General features: G+C 67.6%; 20 protein-coding genes. 8 read left to right on the forward strand and 12 right to left on the reverse strand.

From position 1 onward, the window contains the following. Positions 1 to 86: 86 nt before the first annotated feature. Positions 87 to 449 carry a copper homeostasis periplasmic binding protein CopC gene (copC, locus tag ACO2Q0_RS18550; protein WP_293421750.1) on the forward strand — a complete coding sequence of 121 codons (363 nt, stop codon included), beginning with the start codon at positions 87 to 89 and terminating at the stop codon, positions 447 to 449. A gap of 2 nt (positions 450 to 451) precedes the next feature. Then, positions 452 to 1,381, forward strand: a complete 930-nt coding sequence (gene copD / locus ACO2Q0_RS18555; RefSeq protein ID WP_423353010.1) for a copper homeostasis membrane protein CopD — start codon at positions 452 to 454, stop codon at positions 1,379 to 1,381. Between the two features lie 4 nt (positions 1,382 to 1,385). Here the strand turns inward: copD and ACO2Q0_RS18560 are convergent, their stop codons facing one another. From ACO2Q0_RS18560 to ACO2Q0_RS18595, 8 genes are all read right to left on the reverse strand, one after another. Further along, positions 1,386 to 1,832: a DUF411 domain-containing protein gene (locus tag ACO2Q0_RS18560; protein WP_293463534.1), complete on the reverse strand. Its 447-nt coding sequence runs from the start codon at positions 1,830 to 1,832 to the stop codon at positions 1,386 to 1,388. Between the two features lie 53 nt (positions 1,833 to 1,885). After that, positions 1,886 to 2,074, reverse strand: coding sequence for a hypothetical protein (locus ACO2Q0_RS18565; RefSeq protein ID WP_293463535.1), 189 nt, complete (start codon positions 2,072 to 2,074; stop codon positions 1,886 to 1,888). 120 nt (positions 2,075 to 2,194) lie between these two features. Beyond that, complete coding sequence (locus ACO2Q0_RS18570) at positions 2,195 to 2,443, reverse strand: heavy-metal-associated domain-containing protein (RefSeq protein WP_423353011.1); 249 nt, start codon at positions 2,441 to 2,443, stop codon at positions 2,195 to 2,197. A 74-nt stretch (positions 2,444 to 2,517) separates the two neighbouring features. Further along, on the reverse strand, positions 2,518 to 2,985 hold the full coding sequence (locus ACO2Q0_RS18575; RefSeq protein WP_293463539.1) for a DUF305 domain-containing protein: 468 nt from the start codon (positions 2,983 to 2,985) through the stop codon (positions 2,518 to 2,520). An 82-nt stretch (positions 2,986 to 3,067) separates the two neighbouring features. Continuing rightward, a complete protein-coding gene (locus ACO2Q0_RS18580) occupies positions 3,068 to 4,204 on the reverse strand; it encodes a copper resistance protein B (RefSeq protein ID WP_423353012.1) in 1,137 nt (378 codons plus the stop codon). Beyond that, positions 4,201 to 6,063 (reverse strand): copper resistance system multicopper oxidase, encoded by a 1,863-nt coding sequence (locus ACO2Q0_RS18585; RefSeq protein ID WP_423353013.1) that lies wholly within the window; start codon positions 6,061 to 6,063, stop codon positions 4,201 to 4,203. The genes ACO2Q0_RS18580 and ACO2Q0_RS18585 overlap by 4 nt, the downstream gene beginning before the upstream one ends. 122 nt (positions 6,064 to 6,185) lie before the next feature. Beyond that, positions 6,186 to 6,755, reverse strand: coding sequence for an RNA polymerase sigma factor (locus ACO2Q0_RS18590; protein WP_423353014.1), 570 nt, complete (start codon positions 6,753 to 6,755; stop codon positions 6,186 to 6,188). After that, positions 6,752 to 7,195, reverse strand: a complete 444-nt coding sequence (locus ACO2Q0_RS18595; protein ID WP_423353015.1) for a periplasmic heavy metal sensor — start codon at positions 7,193 to 7,195, stop codon at positions 6,752 to 6,754. The genes ACO2Q0_RS18590 and ACO2Q0_RS18595 overlap by 4 nt, the downstream gene beginning before the upstream one ends. A gap of 650 nt (positions 7,196 to 7,845) precedes the next feature. On the opposite strand from ACO2Q0_RS18595, the gene ACO2Q0_RS18600 reads away from it, so the two are divergent. The 5 genes from ACO2Q0_RS18600 (at position 7,846) to ACO2Q0_RS18620 (ending at position 12,174) form a co-directional block, all read left to right on the forward strand. Further along, entirely contained in the window at positions 7,846 to 8,073 is a 228-nt protein-coding gene (locus tag ACO2Q0_RS18600; protein ID WP_423353016.1) for a hydroxylase, read from the forward strand. Positions 8,074 to 8,404: 331 nt separating this feature from the next. Then, complete coding sequence (locus ACO2Q0_RS18605) at positions 8,405 to 8,734, forward strand: four-helix bundle copper-binding protein (RefSeq protein WP_423353017.1); 330 nt, start codon at positions 8,405 to 8,407, stop codon at positions 8,732 to 8,734. A 284-nt stretch (positions 8,735 to 9,018) separates the two neighbouring features. Continuing rightward, positions 9,019 to 10,755 carry a 2Fe-2S iron-sulfur cluster-binding protein gene (locus ACO2Q0_RS18610; protein ID WP_423353018.1) on the forward strand — a complete coding sequence of 579 codons (1,737 nt, stop codon included), beginning with the start codon at positions 9,019 to 9,021 and terminating at the stop codon, positions 10,753 to 10,755. Further along, complete coding sequence (locus ACO2Q0_RS18615; RefSeq protein ID WP_423353019.1) at positions 10,742 to 11,470, forward strand: hypothetical protein; 729 nt, start codon at positions 10,742 to 10,744, stop codon at positions 11,468 to 11,470. The genes ACO2Q0_RS18610 and ACO2Q0_RS18615 overlap by 14 nt, the downstream gene beginning before the upstream one ends. Further along, the gene (locus ACO2Q0_RS18620; protein WP_423353020.1) at positions 11,467 to 12,174 is read left to right on the forward strand and encodes a cytochrome c3 family protein; all 708 of its coding nucleotides are present in this window, start codon (positions 11,467 to 11,469) and stop codon (positions 12,172 to 12,174) included. Before ACO2Q0_RS18615 ends, ACO2Q0_RS18620 begins: the two co-directional genes overlap by 4 nt. A gap of 379 nt (positions 12,175 to 12,553) precedes the next feature. Here ACO2Q0_RS18620 and ACO2Q0_RS18625 read toward each other — a convergent pair whose 3' ends face one another. The 3 genes from ACO2Q0_RS18625 to ACO2Q0_RS18635 all read right to left on the reverse strand — a co-directional run bounded on the left by ACO2Q0_RS18625 (position 12,554) and on the right by ACO2Q0_RS18635 (position 13,738). Further along, positions 12,554 to 12,928: a hypothetical protein gene (locus ACO2Q0_RS18625; RefSeq protein ID WP_423353021.1), complete on the reverse strand. Its 375-nt coding sequence runs from the start codon at positions 12,926 to 12,928 to the stop codon at positions 12,554 to 12,556. A 94-nt stretch (positions 12,929 to 13,022) separates the two neighbouring features. Further along, positions 13,023 to 13,328 (reverse strand): hypothetical protein, encoded by a 306-nt coding sequence (locus ACO2Q0_RS18630; protein WP_423353022.1) that lies wholly within the window; start codon positions 13,326 to 13,328, stop codon positions 13,023 to 13,025. Between the two features lie 134 nt (positions 13,329 to 13,462). Continuing rightward, a complete protein-coding gene (locus ACO2Q0_RS18635; RefSeq protein WP_423353023.1) occupies positions 13,463 to 13,738 on the reverse strand; it encodes a metal-sensitive transcriptional regulator in 276 nt (91 codons plus the stop codon). Positions 13,739 to 13,829: 91 nt separating this feature from the next. Here ACO2Q0_RS18635 and ACO2Q0_RS18640 point away from each other — a divergent pair, with 91 nt between their 5' ends. After that, positions 13,830 to 16,181 carry a heavy metal translocating P-type ATPase gene (locus ACO2Q0_RS18640; protein ID WP_423353024.1) on the forward strand — a complete coding sequence of 784 codons (2,352 nt, stop codon included), beginning with the start codon at positions 13,830 to 13,832 and terminating at the stop codon, positions 16,179 to 16,181. Between the two features lie 270 nt (positions 16,182 to 16,451). On the opposite strand, the gene ACO2Q0_RS18645 is transcribed toward ACO2Q0_RS18640, so the two are convergent. Continuing rightward, positions 16,452 to 17,021 (reverse strand): SRPBCC family protein, encoded by a 570-nt coding sequence (locus ACO2Q0_RS18645; protein ID WP_423353025.1) that lies wholly within the window; start codon positions 17,019 to 17,021, stop codon positions 16,452 to 16,454. Positions 17,022 to 17,060: the final 39 nt, after the last annotated feature.

Raw genomic sequence — 17,060 nt, forward strand, 5'->3', positions numbered from 1 at the left:
GCCACCGCCGGCGGCAGGCTCGATCATGAGGGGTTCATGTGCCGGGTGCGTATATCCCTTTGAACACTTCAGTCGGGATATCCACCATGATCCGTCATCACCTCGGTGTCGCGGTCGCTGCGGCGACCCTTCTCGTGGCCTCGCAAGCCGCCGCCCATGCGAAACTCGTGTCGTCGAACCCGGCCGCCAACGCCACGGTCGCCGCGCCGAAGACCATCACCCTGACGTTCAGCGAGAAGCTGGTGCCGGCCTTCTCCAAGTTCGAGGTGGTCATGCCCGAGCACGGTGGGATGAAGGTCGCTGTGAAGACCACCGTCTCCAAAGACGGCAAGAGCCTCACGGGCGCGCCCACGGCGGCGCTGAGCGCCGGCGCCTACAAGGTTGTCTGGACGGCAGCGACGGCGGATGGCCACAAGATGTCCGGCGAAGTCGCCTTCAAGGTTGGCTGATCGTGCTTGAGCCTGCGGTCATCGTCCTCAGGCTGGCGCAATATCTGGGAGCGATGGTCCTGATGGGATCATCGCTCTTTTTTGTCTACGCACTGCCGGGGCGAGGAGATGGATCCGCGGCCGAGGCGCCATGGACACGTCGGCTTCTAGCGGCCGCCGGGGCGCTGCTCGCCGTGACGGCTCTGTTTGCCGTGATCGGCCAAGCCAGCGTTCTCAGCGGCTCTCTCACCGAGGGGCTGAAGCCGGAGACCCTAACCGCCGTCGTCACCGGCATGGATCTCGGCAAGGCCGCCATAGCGCGGGCCGTCGCGGCGGCGCTTGCCGTCATCCTGGTCTTATCGCTCAAGCCCTCCCGCACCACCTGGATGGCCGTTGCGGCGCTCGGCGCCCTGGCGACAGGGAGCTTGGCCTGGATGGGCCACGGAGCCGCCACGGAAGGCGGCGGCTCGTCCGTCCATCTCATCTCTGACATCCTGCACGCCTGGGCAGCGGCGGTCTGGATCGGCGCGTTGGTCGCCTTCCTTCTCTTGCTTCGAACGCCGACACCAACGCCCGCGGCGACCGTCGCGCTTCACCGCGCCCTCCACGGCTTCTCCGGGGTCGGCACGGGTCTCGTCGCGGTGCTCCTCGCGACCGGCGTCATCAACGGCTGGTTCCTGGTCGGTCCCGACCATCTCAGCGGCCTCTGGACGACGCCCTACGGCCGGCTCCTATCGCTTAAGCTGGTCCTGTTTGTCGCGATGCTCGGGCTTGCGGCGGCGAACCGCTTCCAACTTACGCCGGCGCTCGGCCTCGGGCTCGGCGCTCAAGACAGCGAGGGTGCGGCCCTCGACCACTTGCGTCGAAGCGTCATCCTCGAAACTGCGCTGGGCTTCGGTGTGCTGGCGCTGGTCGCATGGTTCGGCACACTCGCGCCGCCGGCGGCCATGTGAACGCCTAAGCGTGACGCGCAAACAGGCGGGTTTTACCCCCGGGAAGCAGCAGGAGCGTGTCGAAGGCTTCCTTGCGACCGTCCCGGGTCTCCATGCCCGGTGAGCCGATCGGCATCCCGGGAACGGTGATGCCCAGCGCCTTTGGGCGTTCCTTCAACAGCCGGGCGACGTCGGCCGGTGGAACATGGCCGACCACGACATAGCCACCGATCGTGGCCAGGTGGCAGGAAGACAGCTCGAACGGAACGCCGTGCTTGCGGCCGATCGGGCTGACATCCTCGACCACCACGGTCTTCGGCGCATATCCCGCCCGGCTCATGGTGGTGATCCAGCCTTTGCAGCAACCGCAGGACGCCGTCTTGTAGACGGTGAGCGGCGTCGGCGCGGCAACAGCTGACGCTGTGGCGGCGAGACCGGCGGCGGCGGCGAGCAGAAGGCGGCGGGAGAGCATTGGAACAGGCCTCAAAGTACGGGCGCGGCCGCGGCGGGCCGCGCCGAGCAGGGTCAGTGCTGATGCGGCGCCTCAGGCGCGTTCGGTGTCTGCGGGGCTGCAGGCGCCGGAGCCTTCTTGTTGCAGCAGGCCATCTTGCCGTCCTTGTCCTTGCAGCAGCAGTCTTGGGCCGCCAGGGCCGCGCTGGTCGAGAGAACACTGAGCGCGACGGCGGCGATGGCGGATTTGACGACGGTCTTCATGGGAGTCCCCGGCTGGCGCAGCTGTCGGACGGCGGGGCTGCGCGTCCCGCACAGGTTATACGCGCCGGGGCGGGCTCGTCCCTCAGACGGGCGCGGCGGGCGGCGCCCGCCGCTTGATGGTCAGCAGTGGCCGCAGCACCCGCCACCGACGGGGTTGTCTTGCCTGGCTGGAGCGGTCGCCTGCGGCGTGTAGCCTGCCTCGCGGATGGCGGCCTCAACCGCAGCCGGAGCGCGAGCCCCGTCCACCTGCACGGTCTTCCCGGCGAGATCGACCTGCACCTGGGCGTCCGGCTCCGCATCTCGGATGGCGGTGGTGATGGACTGCACGCAGTGACCGCAGCTCATGTCGCTGACTTGGTAGCGAAGCATCGGAACCTCCTTCTTCAACGCCTCGCCATGTCAGATGGAGCTTCCCACGGTGGGAGGGTCAAGGGGCGCCTTGCCTAAAGGCGCTTCAGGATCGCCTTCATCTGCGCGATCTCCCGCTTCTGGGCGGCCATGATGCCGTCCGGGGCGTAGCAGAGCTCACGGAGCTCCGCGTCTTTCAGCGACGCTTCCTTGCACATCAAGATGGCGCCGGAATGGTGCGGGATCATGGACTGCACGAACTGCCGATCCCCCACCAAACCCTGCGACCGGATGCCGATGAACGCGAGGATGAAGATCGCAACGAAGGCGGCGTGCAGGACCAGGTTGAGCTTCCGGTTCATGTACATGGACCGCATCGTCAGCAGCATGATGACGGCCATCGGCGCCCACATGACGAGGGCCATGTAGAAGAAGTTGATGTTCTGGATGAACTCACCCCAGGTGAAAATCATTGCGAACATCGCCAGGTACATGACCAGCAGGCTCAGCCCGAGGTTCACGGCGAGCATCACATAGTGATGCTTCATTGTTTTCTGGCTCATGGGCGCCCCATGGCCGTGAGACTCATCCATCGTAATGTGCCTCTCTCTGGTTGCGCGATCACCTGGGGACGCGAATGCGACCTTAGAACCAGGCTCGGATGCCGGCGACGAAAGTTGTGCTTTCGACATCCTCTCCCGCAGCGCGGATGAAGTCCGCCGTCTGGCCCAGCGCTCGCTCCCACGCCACGCCGACGTACGGCGCAAACTCCCGTCGGATCTCGTAGCGCAGTCGCAGGCCCACTTCCGCGTGCGTGATCCCGGACGCGACGTCTTGCTCAGGAATGTCCTGCGCCGAAACGCGCAGTTCCGCCTGCGGCTGCAGGATCAGGCGCTGGGTCAGCCGCAGGTCGTAAGTGCCTTCCAGCCGACCGATCAGGTCGCCTTTGTCGGAGAGGAATGCCGCGCCCTCGAGCTCGAACCAGTAGGGGAAGAGGCTCTCGAAGCCGACCGTGGCATAGGTCCGCGACGGTCCGGGCTTCGGGTCGTGACGCACGCCGACCTGCACGTCCGTATAGCGCCCGACCGCGCGGGAATAGAGGGCCTGGACCTCCGCGGCCTCCACGCCCTCGCCGCCGGACCCTTCCCCCTCGGTCTTGAAGACGAAGCGATTGAGGTCGCCGCCGTACCATGCCTCCGCATCCCAGCGGTACCCCCCGCCCGGAGGCTGGGACTGATACTCGGCGATATTCAGCATCACCTTGGCGATCCGCGTAGTGCCGTGTTCGCCTTCCAGGATTGTCCTGGCCCGCTGCATCGAGCGGGCGCCGAACACGCCATCGGCGGCATGATCGATGATCGTCGGCGGTGGGATTGCGTTGCCGACCGGAAGGTCCGCTGCAGTGCCGGCGCTGCTGGCCGGGGCCCGCGCATGGCCCGCGTGCGGGTCTGCGGCCGCCGCAGAAGGTGAGGCGCCGTGCCCGGCATGCGGATCTGCCACCACAGGCGACTGATGGCCGGCGTGCGGGTCCGAGGCCTCCTGCGAGGCGCCGTGCCCAGCATGCGAATCCGCGACCGCCGGAGACTGGTGGCCAGCGTGCGGGTCGGCGGCCGTGGCCGGTTTCGGCACGCTGGAGGACGAAGCATGGCCGGCGTGTGGGTCAGAAGGAGCCTGGGCCGCCGCGGGAGCTGCGGGCGTCTGATGACCGGCATGCGGATCCTGAGCCCAGACCGGCGTCGCAAGCAGCGCCGGGAAGACGGCGAGTAGGGTGGAACGCATCATGCCGCCGCTCCTTGCATCGGGCGCACCTTGAAGACTTGGAACATGCCGGCGTGCATGTGGTAGAGCATGTGGCAGTGAAAGGCCCAGTCGCCCGCCTCGGCGGTGATGTCGAAGCTCACCTTGCCGCCCGGCGCCACGTTGACCGTATGCTTGCGGGGCATGTGCCCCACCGGTCCGTGGACGAGTTCGAAGAAGTGCCCGTGCAGATGGATCGGGTGCGTCATCATCGAGTCGTTCACCAGCGTGATGCGCACGCGCTCGCCCGTCCGGAACGAGTATGGCGCCGGACCTTCGCTGTACTTCCAGCCATCAAAGCCCCACATGAACCGCTCCATGTTGCCGGTCAGGCGGATCTCTACGGCACGTTCCGGCGGTCTGGCATCCGGGTTGGGGTCGAGCGCGACCAGGTCCTTGTAAACGAGCACCCGGTGGCCGACGCTTTCTAGGCCAAGGCCCGCCTCCCCCGTCCGGTCCATTGGCATGGGTGCGATCATCTGCACGCCCGGACCCTTCTTGATCTGCGGGGCCTTCGACCAGTCGAGCATGTTCATGTCCATGCCGGCCATGTCGCCCATCACATCCGAGCCCCGCTGCCGCGGCGGCGCCATGCCAGGCGGTGGGGAGGCGCCCATGCCCGCGATGGCGCTATGGTCCATCCCCGGCATGCTTGCGTGATCCATGCCGGCCATGCTGGAGGCGGGAGCGCCGGCCGCAGCCCCATGGCCCGCGTGCGCCGACATATCCATGCCCATGTCCTTCATGGTCAGAATCGGGCGCTCGCGCAGCGGCGGCACAGGCGCGCTGAGGCCCGCTCGCGGGGCGAGCGTCGCGCGGCCCATGCCAGAGCGGTCAATGGCTTCGGAAACGAGGGTGTAGGCGCGGTCTTCGGTCGGCTGGACGATGACGTCGTAGGTTTCAGCGTTGCCGATCTGGAATTCGTCGACCTCCACCGGCCGAACGTTCTGGCCGTCAGCGGCTACGACGGTGAGCTTCAGTCCCGGGATCCGGACGTTGAAGATCATCTGAGCGGCGGCGTTAATGAAGCGAAGGCGCACCCGCTCCCCGGGTGCGAAGAGCGCCGTCCAGTTGTCGCGGGGGCCGTGGCCGTTCACCAGGAAGGTCTGGACCGCGCCGGTCACATCGGAGATGTCGGTCGGGTCCATGAGCATCTTGGCCCACTCCATCCGCTCCGCCAGCGTTTGATCCTTGCCGGCGAGCAGGCCAGCGATGGTCTGGCGCTGGTAGTTGAAGACCCCCCCCTGCTGCTTCAGCCGCTTGAACACCAGGTGCGGGTGCATCTCGCTGTGATCGGAGAGCACGACAACGTGCTCGCGGTCGTAGGCGACGGGATCGGGCTTGGCCGGCTCGATAACGATGGGGGCGTAGTGGCCCTCCGCCTCCTGCAGCCCCGAGTGGCTGTGGTACCAATAGGTGCCCGACTGAATGACCGGGAACTCGTAGACGAACGTCTCGCCTGGGGGGATGCCAGGGAAGCTGACACCCGGAACCCCGTCCATTTCAAACGGCACCAGCAGTCCGTGCCAGTGGATCGAGGTATCCTCGTCCAGGGTGTTGGTGACGGCGATCCGGACCCGCTGGCCTTCCTTCAGCCGCAGGATCGGGCCTGGCACCGTCCCGTTGATGGTGACCGCGTGGCTGGTCTTGCCGTCGATGGTCACGGGCGTGTGCCCGATGGTGAGCTTGATGTCCTCGCCGGAGAGGGTCGGGAGGGTGGACATGCCCGGCGTCGCGCTCTGCGCCCAGGCGGGCAAGAGCGAGCTGATCGCCGCCCCGCCTCCCAGAATGGCCGCGCCTCTAATCAGCGATCGGCGGTCGAGGTCAGGTCCGGGCCTGGGCATAGTACATCCTACGATGGGTGACATGGCGAGGTGGGTAGGGCTTCCCACAGTGGGAAGGTCAAGGGAGCGCCTGCTCCTCTAATACGCCACCAGCGGCGCGATCCCTTGTCGCAGGTCAAAGATCAGTCTTCGTCTGCGAAGTGCTCGGCGAGCCGCCGCCGCGCTCGGTAGACACGCGTCTCCACCGTCTTGACGCTGACGCCCAGCTGGTCCGCCGCCTGAGCCTGACTGAGCCCCTCGAGGCACGTCAGGATCAAGGGAATCTTGAGCTTCTCCGGCAGACGCGCGATGGCGGCCTCGAGGGCGGCGAGGCGCTCACGTTCCGATAGCACTTCATCGCTCCGTGGCGCCGGATCCGGCTGGCGGAGCGCTTCTTCGGTTTCCGGGTCCCCCAAGATGACCCGCCGCAGGGCGAGCCGGCGGCTACGATCGCGGCACTTATTGAGAGCAATCGTCCGTAGCCAGGTCCCAAGCGGGCGGGCGGGGTCATAGCGTTCCAGCGCGGACCAGGCCGCCACGAAACTTTCCTGCAGGATGTCCTGAGCGACGTCTCGCGCGCCCACGTAACGACGCACAAAGAGGAAGAGCGGTCCGCCGTGGCGCCGCATCAACAACGCGAAGGCGTGGTCGTCGCCGGCTAGGGTGCGGCGGACGAGCTCGGCGTCGGTGAGGTCCTCCTGAAGGCCGTTCACGGGGTCTGTTCTGTGAGCGCCTTGGCGATCCGCGCGTCGAATCTTACCGCCTGGTCCGGCGTGAGCACGCTACGCATGTCCAGCACGTGCCGGATCGTTTCGGTCTGCAGCTTGCCGAGCGCCCGCTCGGAGCGCGCACTCGCGGCCGCCACCTCGGGGGAATAGGCCCCATCCGCCTGCATCGCGGCAGCCAGCGCCGCGTTGGCGCTGCGGATCTCTGCATCGAGGGCGGCGCGCCGGACGGCGAACCGCGCTTCGATTGCGTCGAGCTGACGGTCCTGAGCCTCGGAAAGTTTCAGCTCGTCATGGACGAAGTCATGCAGGGTCGGGCGATGGCTCGGGCGGTCCCCGTAATGCACACCGATCCAGCTGCCGAGGCAGGCTGCGATCATGGCGAGCACCAGGGTGATGAGCAGTCCTCGCGTGATGACGGCGGTCATCTGCCAACCAGCAGCGTGGAGGGGGCGAGCTGTCCTGTGAGGGACAAGACCCCTTCCTCTCCGAGGGAGCGATCGCTCGCCGCCCCGCCGAGGGCGAGCCCCAGACCCAGAGCCCCCGCTACAATCGCGGCGCTGATCGGAAGCTGGCGCATGGCGGCGACCTGACCGCGCCGCACCGAGGCCAGGCGACGAAAGACCTGGCGCTCGAACTCCGCGCTCGGCGCGGTCGGCGGCTCAGCCGCCAAATCCGCTAACAATCGGTCAAGGTCCTGCATCGACGTGAGATTCCTCGTGGAGCCCTCGTGGGACTATACGCGCTCGCTGAACCGTTCCCGCATTGGCGCTGGATAGAGCCTCTGACCGATGCGGCCCGACACTCCGGCGCTCGAGAGCCCAGCGCGCGTCACCAGGGCCTACGTCAACGGCGCTCGGCACAGATTGTTTGAGGGCTTCGCCCCTGGCATGCGTATGCATGATAATGGGCAGGACTTCACTCCGCGCGTGAGTGGCGTCTGAATAGGACGTGATTATTGAAGTCTGCAAATGAAATGAACAGGTCCACCTAGACGCGGACGCCTACATTGGTTCATCTTGGATTCTTCAAATCTTTCTCGCCAGCCTCGACCGGTTGACCATGGAGGATCGACCATATGCTGAAAATCCTGTGCACTGCCGCGTCCGTGACCGGCGCCCTCGCCTTATCCGGATGCGCGAGCATGACCCCGAAGTCACCAACGCCCGAGCAGCGCGCCGCCTGCGAAAAAATGATGAGCGAGATGGGGGAAGGCGCGACCCACAGCCACACGGCCGACAAATCGGGCGCGGTGAACACCATGGGCCTCACCCACGCCCAATGCCGAGCCATGCTGAGTAAGTAGCCACTGCCGCGCGGCACGTGTCGCGCGGAGCCGGCCGCGCACGGAGCGGCGTCCATCCCCTCGCCGCTCCGTGCATCTTCGTCCCTGAGCCGCAGGGGTTGACGCGGATCAAGGCGGCGGATCGCCAAGGAGCCAGAATCAGCCGGGGCTTGGCAGGAGCGCGCGGATCCGAATTTCCGCTCCCGCCCCGTCCCGGCCGTTCAGACGGGTGGAAACGACCATGCGAGATCGGCGCGAACTGATCACTCTTGCGCTTGGGACGGCGTCCGCCCTCGGCGCGGCGGACGCGGCGTCCGCCCAGGCCGGCAGGTCCGAAGCAGGTTCCGGCGGCATGTCGCTCGCCGAATGCATCGTAGCCTGCCAGAAGTGCCACACCATCTGCCTGCAGACAGCCACCGGCTTGCTTGGGGCGCCGCAGCCGGGCGAACCATCAGTCGTCTTGGCGCTGCTCGATTGCGCCGACATCTGTCAGACGACCGCGAACGCCCTGGCGCGCGGCTCGGCGCTGCACGCCATCTTCTGCGCGGCGTGCGCCCAGGTCTGCGAAAATTGCGCCGAGGCCTGCGCGAAGGCGACCCGGGCCGCAACTCTGAATCACTGCGCGAAGCTCTGTCGCGACTGCGCCATGTCCTGCCGGCACATGGCGGGATTGATGCACTAGTGTCGTCGCACCCGCCAGGACGCGGACCCCGGAGCGCGCCGCGCGGAAACCGCCGGAGAGACGCCATGTCTCGTGCCCGGCGCTCGCTCCTGATCTGCGCCCTCCTGATCGTCCCTGCCGGACAGAGCGCCGTCGCCCAAACCGTGAGCGCCGATGAGCACGCAGCGCATCATCCAGCGGGGGTCGAGGCGCCCGCGCCGGCGCCGACGGTTGCAAAACCGGGCATGAGCCCATCGTCCTCCGCAGCGACGACTTCGATCCCAGCGAAAGCGCCGCCAGCCCCCATGGCGGCTGACGTGACGGGCGGCATGGCCGGCATGGCCGGCATGGCGGGGATGATGGAGGGCTGCATGGGCGGCGGCTGCATGTCCGCGGGCGCGGCGCCGCTGTACGCCCGCCTCCTGGCCTTGCCGCATGTCTCGGAGGCGGAGCGGCATGCCATCGCCGACGAGGGGCGACGGCGGATGGACGCCGGCGGCGCGTTGCTGGCGCGGGCCGCGAAGGAGGCGCAATGGGCGGCCTCCATGCACGACGAGCAGGCGCTCCTGCGAGTCGGCGAGATGACGCGTGAGGGTCAGGCGCTGCTTCAGAGCGGGGCGGCCGCGCACGCGGCCTTGGCGCGTGGAGCGACGGGGTCCGATGTCGCCCTCGACTGGTTCCGCGACGAGATGAACCTGCAGGCGCCGCAGCCTCGTGCATCGCTGTGGTACGGCGCCAACGCCGGGCATCTGCTGCTCATGACGGCGCTGGCGCTCGTCGCCTTCGGCTTGGCCACGCTCCAGGTGCTGCGCCGCCGACGCGCGCGCGGCTTGCTGGCGGCCGCGCTCGCCGAACACGCACCGCCGCCCCCAGCGCCGGTCGCCAGCCCCCCTGGCGTCCCCGCCCCCACGCCGATCCCACACGTCGCGGCGGCCGCACCGGAGCGGCCAGCCGCCGCGGGCAAACCGTGGAAAGGCGAGCTGCGGGTGGCGCAGATCGTGCGCGAGACGCCGAGCGTCTCGACCTTCCGTCTCGTCGACAGCGCCGGTGGGCGGCTGCCCTTCGACTTCCTGCCGGGGCAGTTTCTTCAGGTCGAGGTCGAGCCGACGCCGGGATCGTCGGCTAAGCGCTCGTACACCATCGCCTCGCCGCCGACGCGCACCGGCTATGTGGAGTTGACCATCAAGCGCGAGGCGCAGGGTGTCGTCTCTGCTCACCTTCACGACAAGGTATCGCCCGGCGATCGCCTCAAGGTGGCAGGACCCTACGGTCAGTTCACCTTCTCAGGCACGGACGCCGAGAGCATCGTGCTGATTGCAGGCGGCGTGGGCGTGACCCCCATGATGTCCGTGCTGCGCTACCTCACCGACCTCGTCTGGCCGGGCGAGATCTTCTTCATCTACAGCGCCCGCTCCACGGACGAGATGCTGTTTCGCGAGGAGCTCGAGCAACTCGAGCGCCGCCACCCCAACGTGAGCGTGCTCTGCACGGCCGAGACGCGCACACCGGGAACGAGCTGGCTGGGGCCGGAGGGGCGTCTCACACGCGACCTCTTGCAGTCCGCCGTGCCAGACTTGGGTCGACGTCGGGTCCATCTTTGCGGGCCGCCTGCGATGATGGCGGCGATGAAGCAGCTGCTGGAGGAGCTCGGCGTCCCCCCTGAGCAGCTGCGAACGGAGGCGTTCGGCCCCGCTTCCCTCCCTGCGCAAGATCCTCTGCCCCAGAACGCCGCAGCGCAGCCGCCGCAGCGGGTCGCGCCGAAATCGCCGCAGATCGCCCCCCAGACCATCACCTTCTCCATCGCCGGGGTCTCCGCCCCTCTGCCTGGCGATGAGACGGTGCTGGAGGCGGCGGAGGGGGCCGGGGTGGAGATCCCCTACTCCTGCCGCGTCGGGGTCTGCGGCGTCTGTGTGGTGAAGCTCAAGCAGGGTTCGGTAACCATGGCCGTGGAAGACGGCCTCGACCCCGGGGACAAGGCGGCCGGCTATGTCCTGGCGTGCCAAGCGAAGGCTGCCGGAGGCGACCTCGTTGTCGAAGCCTGAGCGCCAAGAGCGCGAGAGCCTCGTCGTCGGAGGGCTTGTGCTATTGCTCGTGGGCTTCCCCTTGGGGTTCCTGGTCCATGTCAGCGCCCGCTTCCCGGGCAGCCTGGCGGGCAGTCTCATCGGCATCGCCGGCGCCGTCCTGATGTTGGTCCCGTTCGCCTACCTCGGGATCAAGCGCTTGCCGGGGCTGAAGTCTCGCGTGACTCGGCGCGTGTCCATGCGCACGCTGCTGACGATCCACATCTACGCCGGGATCCTGGGCCCCCTGCTCGGCCTGGTGCATGCCGCCCATAAGTTCGAGAGTCCGCTCGGCGTCTCCCTCACCGGGCTGATGCTGATCGTCGTGGTGAGCGGCTATGTGGGACGCTATCTGCTCAATCAGCTCGGCCGTGCGATCCGGGGCCGCCAGGCCGAGTTGGCCTCCCTGCGCGCGGCGCTTGACCGGCAGGCCCTGCTTGAGCCGCCGCGGCCGGACCCAAGCTGGTGGCGACTTGGACTCGCCGTCTTGCGGCATGACGACAAGGCGGCGACGCCAAGCCCCATTCGGCTGGCGGAGACGATTGCCGACCTTGAGTTCGCCGTACGCGCAGAGGCCCTGGTGAAGGTGTTGTTCGAGCGCTGGCTGAAGCTGCACATCGTCATCGCCATGGCGCTCTACGCCTTGCTGGCCCTGCACATCTGGTCCGGCCTCTACTATGGGCTGCGCTGGCTATGAGATGGACGGCGATCCTCTACGGCTCCGTTGGCGCCGCCGCCGTGGTGGCCGGACTGTTGATCCCTTGGCTGGTGCACAGCCGCGGCAGCGCCGGCGCGCCGGGCTGGCAAGGCCTGGTCAATCCGGGCGCCCTGTCAGAAGCCCATCGCTTTCTGGCGGGTGAGTGCGAGGCGTGCCACGTACCCCATGAAGGTGTGGAGGCGAAACGTTGCCTCACCTGCCACACGGCCACCAGCTTCGCAGACAAACCCTCAACCCGATTCCATGCTCAGGCGACCGCCTGCGCCACGTGTCACGTCGAGCACCTTGGGCGCTCCCAGCCAACGCAGATGAACCACGCCGCCTTACTTGAGGCCGGGGCCTGGCTGCAGGCGCAGAAGCCCCACGCCGGGGCCAGCTTGGCAGCTCTGGATTGCGCCTCCTGCCACGCCAGCAAGGATGCGCACCAGGGACTGATGGGATCGGGCTGCGTGCAATGTCATGGGACGGAAAGCTGGCGGATCTCGACGTTCCAACACCCGCCAGCGGCGTCGACCCAGTGCTCGGAATGTCATCGGCCGCCGCCCAGCCATACCATGATGCACTTCAGCATGGTGTCGCAGCGAGTGGCCGGGAAGAAGGCGCGCGTGGATCAGTGCTTCGCCTGCCACGTCACGGATGACTGGAACACGATCCGCAGTGTGGGGCGCTACGATCATCACTGACCCCGGCCGGCGAGCTCCGCGAGGGTCGCCGATCAGCGCGGATCTATCGATGTGACGTTTCGGCTGACAGGGTACCGCTCTGCGCCTTCCGGGAGGCGTGCAATTCGCCAGCGGCGCCCGCTCGGGGCGCCCGCGTCGACGGCCTGGGCGCTGCATATCGGCCCACCGGCCCGCTTCCCTGCCCAGGGTTTTACGAGCATCGACCGGGCGGCGTCTGAGAAGAAGCGCGACGCACCGCCTTGGTCTTTTGCTGGAACCCCGCATCCGTGCGAGGGCGCGATTCCAGGCGCATCCGGGCTGCTCGCTGGGCTTCTAGTGAGACGCACGACCAAGCTCAATTGGCGGATCGAGCGGAGTTCAGCGAAACCCGCCGGTCGAGCTACATGTGACCGTCCATTTTCATCGCGGGGTCGGCCTTCTTCATGGGCATGGGCTCGTCTTTCTTGGCGGCCATACCGTCCGCGTGGGCCTTGGCGCCCATCTCCATGCCGCGCTCATGCGCGTCGCGTTCCATCTCCATCCCTTCGCGGTGGCCGGCAGCGCGAGCCGCTTCCAGGGTTTGGTCGGAACCCGCGTGATGCTCGGCGTCACCCATGGCCCCGGGCGTCGGGGTGGCTGCAGACGCGGTCACGGGCGCCGCGGCGACGGGCGCCGGGGCCTCTGCCTTCTGCTCGCATCCCGCCAAGCCGATCGCCGCCACAGCGACGGAGCCAGCTAGGACCTTGAGAAGACGAGGTGGCGAGAACTGGGTCATCGGATGGTGTCCTTTGGGTGGGGGCGACGGAGTGGCAGGCAAGGCGAAGCCGACCGGGTGCAGCGTGCAGGACGCCGCCCCGGTCGGTGCTCGGCTACTTCTTGGCTTCAGCCATCTTGGCCGCGCACTTGCCGTGCATCTTGTCCATCTCGGCCTTGCTGAGCGGCTTTTTCGTCGTCACGCCGGGAGTCCCTTTCATCGAGGCGTGATCATGCATGACGCGGCCGTCCATCCTTCGGCCCATCACGCTCTTGCACTCTTCGTGGGTCGGGTTGGCGGGATCCTTCACCGACACGGTGGCGTCGGCCGCGGCTTTGTGTTCGCTGTGGGCCGGCTGCGCGAAGCTTTGGCCGGCGGTGGCCAGACCGAGGGCGGCGATGGCGACGAAGAGGGTACGCATGGAAGTGTCCTTTGCTGGTCCGCGGACACCGGCGCGCCGTGCCCTCGATTGGAGTACGGCTAGATCCTAGCTGCCCCTCAGAACAGAACCTTGATATCGATCAAGCGCCCCCTTTGGGCGCGAAGCCGCCTCCATCAACTTGCGAGCTTGTCGATCAATCCGATCAGTTCGGCAGTCTTCTGATCTCGCTCCACCCCATTGCCGCCGGCCATGGTCCCAGCGACGCAGTGCTCGAGGTGGTCCTTGAGCAGTTCGCGCTCCACCCTGCGCAGCGCAGCGCGCGCGGCGTGCAGTTGCGTCAGGATGTCGACGCAGTAGCGATCCTGCGCCACCATTCGGGAGATCCCACGCACCTGCCCCTCGACCCGGTTCAGCCGGTGGATCAGACGTGGCTTGTTTATGCGTTCCATCAAAGTCTCCGCGGCGCGATGCGGCAATATACAGAGCGAGGCCATTTCACGTATGCCCCAAGGGGGTATCAAGTCCGGGTCAGGAGGTTCCATGAGCGATCAAGGCCATACGCACCATCATCATGCTGACCCCAAGGACCGCCAGGCAGCTGACGCGGCGGCCACCGACCCGGTGTGCGGCATGACCATCGATCCGGCGACCACGCCCCACCATGCCGAGCATCGGGGTCAGGCCTTCCACTTCTGCTCAGCCGGTTGCCGCACCAAGTTCGTCGCCGATCCGGCGAAATACCTGACCCGGGACGAGCGCCCGTCCGCGGCGGCGCCGGCAGGGACGATATACACCTGCCCGATGCACCCGCAGATCCGTAAGGAGGGGCCGGGCAACTGTCCCATCTGCGGCATGGCGCTCGAGCCGGAGACCGCGACGGCCGAGAGCGGCCCCAACCCCGAGCTCATCGACATGACCCGCCGGTTCTGGGTGGGTCTCGTTCTCGCCCTGCCTGTTCTGGCGCTCGAGATGGGCGCGCATGTCTTCGATCTGCACCGCTGGATTTCGCCCACGACGTCGAATTGGGTGCAGCTCGGATTGGCGACACCCGTGGTTCTGTGGGCCGGCTGGCCCTTCTTCGAACGCGGCTGGGCGTCGCTGCGGACGCGCAACCTCAACATGTTCACCCTGATCGCCATGGGGATCGGGGTGGCGTGGGCCTACAGCGTTGTGGCCACGCTGGCGCCGCACATCTTCCCTGCGGCGTTCCGACGGGCGGACGGAAGCGTCGCCATCTATTTCGAAGCGGCCGCGGTGATCACGGTCCTGGTTCTGCTCGGCCAGGTGCTGGAACTGAGGGCCCGCGAACAGACCTCCGGCGCGATCAAGGCGCTGCTCGATCTGGCCCCCAAGACGGCGCGGCGCGTCCGGTCTGACGGCGCGGACGAAGAAGTCACGCTCGACCAGATCCTGACCGGCGACCAACTCCGCGTTCGTCCCGGCGAGAAGGTGCCGGTCGACGGTGTCGTCGTGGACGGCCGCGTGTCGATCGACGAGTCGATGGTCACCGGCGAGTCCATGCCCGTCACCAAGGAAGCCGGCGACAAGGTTGTCGGCGGCTCGATCAACAAGACCGGCTCCTTCCTCATGCGCGCGGAGAAGGTCGGGGCCGACACCCTGCTGTCGCAGATTGTCCACATGGTCGCTCAGGCGCAGCGCTCGCGCGCCCCGATCCAGCGGATGGCGGATCAAGTGTCGGGCTGGTTCGTCCCGATTGTCATCGTGGTGGCGGTGCTGGCCTTCCTCGGATGGGCCATCTTTGGCCCCGAGCCGCGATTCGCCTTCGGCCTCGTAGCGGCCGTTTCGGTCCTGATCATCGCGTGTCCCTGCGCCCTCGGCCTGGCGACACCGATCTCGATCATGGTGGGGGTGGGCCGCGGCGCCGGCGCCGGCGTACTCATCAAGAATGCCGAAGCCCTGGAGCGGTTCGAAAAGATCGACACGCTGGTCGTCGACAAGACCGGCACCCTCACCGAAGGCCGCCCCGCGGTCACCTCGATCGTCCCTGCCGCGGGCTGGGACGAGACCGAGGCGCTTCGCCTGGCGGCCAGCCTTGAGCGGGGGAGCGAGCATCCGCTCGCCGACGCCATCCTGCGGGCCGCCAAGGACCGCGGCTTGACGCTATCGGAGCCGTCCGACTTCGACTCGCCGGTGGGCAAGGGCGTTGTGGGGGCCATCGAAGGTCGGCGTCTCGCTCTCGGGTCTGGCAAGTTTCTAAAAGAACAGGGCATCGACACCGGCGCACTGGATGGGCAGGCCGAAGCGCTTCGCGCTGACGGAGCGACGGCGATCTTCATGAGCGTCGATGGCCAGGCGGCGGCGGTGTTCGCCATCGCCGATCCGATCAAGGCCACGACGCCCGAAGCCGTCCGCCTCCTGAAGGCGGAGGGCGTTCGCCTGGTGATGATGACCGGCGATAACCGCACCACCGCGCTCGCCGTGGCCCGCAAGCTCGGGATTGACGAAGTCGAGGCCGAGGTTCTCCCGCAGGACAAGGCGGCCGTGGTCGAGAAGTTCCGGGCCGAGGGCCGCAAGGTGGCGATGGCGGGAGATGGCGTGAACGATGCGCCGGCGCTGGCGGCGGCCGAAGTCGGGATCGCCATGGGCGCGGGGTCCGACGTGGCCATCGAGAGTGCGGGCGTGACCCTGCTGAAGGGCGACCTGCAGGGGATCGTCAAGGCGCGGCGGCTGTCCCGGGCCGTGATGCGTAATATCCGCCAGAACCTCTTCTTCGCCTTCGTCTACAACGCGGCCGGCGTGCCGGTGGCGGCCGGCGTCCTCTACCCGGTGTTTGGCTGGCTGCTCTCGCCGGCGATCGCGGCGGCGGCCATGGCGCTCTCCAGCGTCAGCGTGGTCACCAACGCCTTGCGGCTACGGGGCGTGCGGCTCTAGCGGGGACTGTCTCCTTCCGCCGGCGGCGGATGCAGGTCGGGTTCGTCAGGCGACATGATGTCGGTTTGCGACGGGTCCTTCCCGAAGGCGGATTGGTCATGGGGTTCCCCCATCTCGTCCGCGACGGCCGCTGGCGCGACCTCGCCGGACCGGGGGCCGCCTGGCTCGCCGGAGCAGCTCATCAGCGCCACAAGTGCGGCCGCGCCGATCCCTTTCGTCGACCTGACATACGCCTGCGCGCTGGCCAGCCATCCCATCCTAAGTCCCCCGCTACGCCGACTGTCGCTCGATCGATGAAAAATGCTGGACGGCGTCGGTCACCATCCGGCGCACGCACCAGCGCGCGTACAGCTCCGCAAGGGCGGGAACCCACCTCGCCCAGCCCCGGTTCGGCAGGGCATAGTCGATCCAGACCGACACGCGCGAACCGGCTCCCTCTTCGGTGATCGTGAAGCCCATCTCGTACCCGCCGATGACCAGGAGCCTCGGCTCGCCCGTGGTGCGCCAGACTTTAAGGTGCGGCGGATCGCGGAGGGTGACCACCTCATCGACGAAGAGCGACAAGCCAAACGCCGCGCCACCCATCCGGATGTGCGAGCCCACCGCTTGGCCACGCCCGGCGTCAAACTCGTAGGTCATGCGACCGCCGCCCATCATCAGCGACGGGCGGCTCATGTGTTCCGCCAACCGGGTCTGGTCGTCCAGGCGGTCGAACACGGCCCCCGGCGCCGCAGGCGCCCAGGCCTCTGCTTCGCGGCGATGGCGGAGCACACCGACCTGCGGCGCGGCGTCCCCGCCCGCGTCGCTCGGCGATGTTCTAACGGACTTGGCGTCCGGCATGGTGACCTCCAAGCGATCGTATGGTGTCGTGACGGATAG

This window comes from Phenylobacterium sp. VNQ135 (assembly GCF_049445735.1).
Lineage (GTDB): Bacteria > Pseudomonadota > Alphaproteobacteria > Caulobacterales > Caulobacteraceae > Phenylobacterium.

What these genes read in the sequence shown, in the direction of transcription:
- ACO2Q0_RS18620 (WP_423353020.1), top strand. Translation starts at nt 11,467, where the DNA reads ATGAGATGGACGGCGATCCTCTACGGCTCCGTTGGCGCCGCCGCCGTG.
- ACO2Q0_RS18640 (WP_423353024.1), top strand. Translation starts at nt 13,830, where the DNA reads ATGAGCGATCAAGGCCATACGCACCATCATCATGCTGACCCCAAGGAC.
- copC (WP_293421750.1), top strand. Translation starts at nt 87, where the DNA reads ATGATCCGTCATCACCTCGGTGTCGCGGTCGCTGCGGCGACCCTTCTC.
- ACO2Q0_RS18630 (WP_423353022.1), bottom strand. Translation starts at nt 13,328, where the DNA reads ATGCGTACCCTCTTCGTCGCCATCGCCGCCCTCGGTCTGGCCACCGCC.
- ACO2Q0_RS18565 (WP_293463535.1), bottom strand. Translation starts at nt 2,074, where the DNA reads ATGAAGACCGTCGTCAAATCCGCCATCGCCGCCGTCGCGCTCAGTGTT.
- ACO2Q0_RS18575 (WP_293463539.1), bottom strand. Translation starts at nt 2,985, where the DNA reads ATGAGCCAGAAAACAATGAAGCATCACTATGTGATGCTCGCCGTGAAC.
- ACO2Q0_RS18560 (WP_293463534.1), bottom strand. Translation starts at nt 1,832, where the DNA reads ATGCTCTCCCGCCGCCTTCTGCTCGCCGCCGCCGCCGGTCTCGCCGCC.
- ACO2Q0_RS18605 (WP_423353017.1), top strand. Translation starts at nt 8,405, where the DNA reads ATGTCGCTCGCCGAATGCATCGTAGCCTGCCAGAAGTGCCACACCATC.
- ACO2Q0_RS18645 (WP_423353025.1), bottom strand. Translation starts at nt 17,021, where the DNA reads ATGCCGGACGCCAAGTCCGTTAGAACATCGCCGAGCGACGCGGGCGGG.
- ACO2Q0_RS18635 (WP_423353023.1), bottom strand. Translation starts at nt 13,738, where the DNA reads ATGGAACGCATAAACAAGCCACGTCTGATCCACCGGCTGAACCGGGTC.
- ACO2Q0_RS18600 (WP_423353016.1), top strand. Translation starts at nt 7,846, where the DNA reads ATGCTGAAAATCCTGTGCACTGCCGCGTCCGTGACCGGCGCCCTCGCC.
- ACO2Q0_RS18580 (WP_423353012.1), bottom strand. Translation starts at nt 4,204, where the DNA reads ATGATGCGTTCCACCCTACTCGCCGTCTTCCCGGCGCTGCTTGCGACG.
- ACO2Q0_RS18610 (WP_423353018.1), top strand. Translation starts at nt 9,019, where the DNA reads ATGGCGGCTGACGTGACGGGCGGCATGGCCGGCATGGCCGGCATGGCG.
- ACO2Q0_RS18570 (WP_423353011.1), bottom strand. Translation starts at nt 2,443, where the DNA reads ATGCTTCGCTACCAAGTCAGCGACATGAGCTGCGGTCACTGCGTGCAG.
- ACO2Q0_RS18625 (WP_423353021.1), bottom strand. Translation starts at nt 12,928, where the DNA reads ATGACCCAGTTCTCGCCACCTCGTCTTCTCAAGGTCCTAGCTGGCTCC.
- ACO2Q0_RS18595 (WP_423353015.1), bottom strand. Translation starts at nt 7,195, where the DNA reads ATGACCGCCGTCATCACGCGAGGACTGCTCATCACCCTGGTGCTCGCC.
- ACO2Q0_RS18585 (WP_423353013.1), bottom strand. Translation starts at nt 6,063, where the DNA reads ATGCCCAGGCCCGGACCTGACCTCGACCGCCGATCGCTGATTAGAGGC.